Genomic DNA, 1,734 nt, shown 5'->3' with positions numbered 1-1,734 from the left:
CCGCTTTGATAATAGCATAAAAAGAAAAAAACGCTCAAGCAAAGCTTGGCGTTTTATCATTACAACGAATTCACGAATGGATTGCGCTGACGCGCCATCCATCAAAGCTCCGCTTTGATAATAGCATAAAAAGAAAAAAACGCTCAAGCAAAGCTTGGCGTTTTTTTCTTTTTATACTATTCATTCGTGACCTCGACTGGATTCAAACCAGTAACCTTCTGAGCCGTAATCAGATGCGCTATTCAGTTGCGCCACGAGGCCTTTTAGAAAACTGTTGTAAGTAAAATCACAACTGTTTTGCGGGTGCAAAGATAGTGTAAAAGTAGACTTAGACAAGAAAAAAGCAAAGAAAAATTGCGCGATTAATCTAACGACCTAATTGTCACATAATAACGATAACCAAATAAAAGCTTCTGCCACGGCTTCAATCTCATGACATTAACTCCCGAACGAGTAAAACTCGGTAACAACACTTTATTCAAGCGTGCTAGAATCTTGAAAAATCGCTTACTCATTTAACTTGAATTTCAAAAACTTTATCCCAGTACTTCCCTGTAACAAATAAGGTTTTGGTCGATTTTCGATAGGCGATGCCGTTCAAAACTTCTGGAGCAGGATTTCCTCCTTTTACCTTCGAACGTAGCGCACTTAAATCCAAAATTCCTTCTACCACACCCGATTCCGGATTAATGATGGCAATAGCATCTTTTTGCCAAACGTTTCCGAAAATTTTACCTTCTACCCACTCCAACTCATTAACTTGCTTAATCTTCTCGCTACCCAAATACACGTTCACGTAACCAATCATTTTTTGCGTATTCGGATCCATTTTCCAAATTTTCTCGGTACCATCGCTGTGGTAAATGTAACTTCCGTCGTTAGTCATTCCCCACCCTTCTATCTGTTTGTCGTACGTAAACTCTTTGATTAATTTCCAAGAATTCGCATCGTAAATAAAGCCTTTACCCTCTTCCCACGTGAGCTGAAAAATCTGATTGTTGATTACCGTTATCCCTTCGCCAAAATACTGTGAATCAAGCGTCAAACTCTTTAAAATCTTACCCGTTTTATAATCGGTTTTGAGCAACTTGCTTTGCCCGCGTAATCCAGTTCCCTCAAGAAGTGTATCTCTAAAAAACTCAAAGCCTTCCGTAAACGAACTTATGTCGTGTGGGTACGTATTTAAAATGCTATAGCTGTACACCTTAGGGGTTACATCGGTTACTACTTCTACACGATCTGAAACAGAAATATCAGCACCATCAACAGTTACCGCAACTCGTAAATCTATATAACCCAATTTCGTTTCCTCAATTTTCGCTTTCACAGAATTCGCAGTACCCGTGGCAACCAACTTTTCATTTAAAAACAACTTAACAGCAGAAATTTTTTCAGCATATTCGCTCGAAACTTCAACAATGAGCTCTTTTCCCGACAAATATTTCTTGTCGGCACTGTTAAATCGCAGTTCAAAATCTGCCGGTTTAGGCGAATTACACGCAGTTATTGCAAACAGCAAAAAAAAGATACATCCAAAAACACAACCTTGCAATCTGATTTTCATATATATAGCATTTAAGTGTAGCCGAAACCTCTCGCGCATCTCGGCGTATCGTTTGCGAAAATACAAAATGAACGTATATTTGCGGCGGCAAGTCCTACACGACCAGCTCCTGCAGACTCCCCCAGGATGGGAACATAGCAAGGGTAAGCGGTTGAGCGGTGCGATGTAGG

At 40.0% G+C, this 1,734-nt stretch carries 1 protein-coding gene and 1 tRNA gene; both read right to left on the bottom strand.

Annotated elements, in window-relative coordinates:
* Positions 1-187 precede the first annotated feature (187 nt).
* Positions 188-261: transfer RNA gene (locus ACOVQQ_RS12275), tRNA-Arg, on the bottom strand.
* 250 nt (positions 262-511) lie between these two features.
* Positions 512-1,564, bottom strand: coding sequence for a glutaminyl-peptide cyclotransferase (locus ACOVQQ_RS12270; protein ID WP_421818453.1), 1,053 nt, complete (start codon positions 1,562-1,564; stop codon positions 512-514).
* Positions 1,565-1,734: the final 170 nt, after the last annotated feature.

Source organism: Flavobacterium sp., assembly GCF_049240005.1.
Lineage (GTDB): Bacteria > Bacteroidota > Bacteroidia > Flavobacteriales > Flavobacteriaceae > Flavobacterium.
Note: the sequence above shows the minus strand (reverse complement) of the source record. Positions and strands in the feature narration are given on the sequence as shown.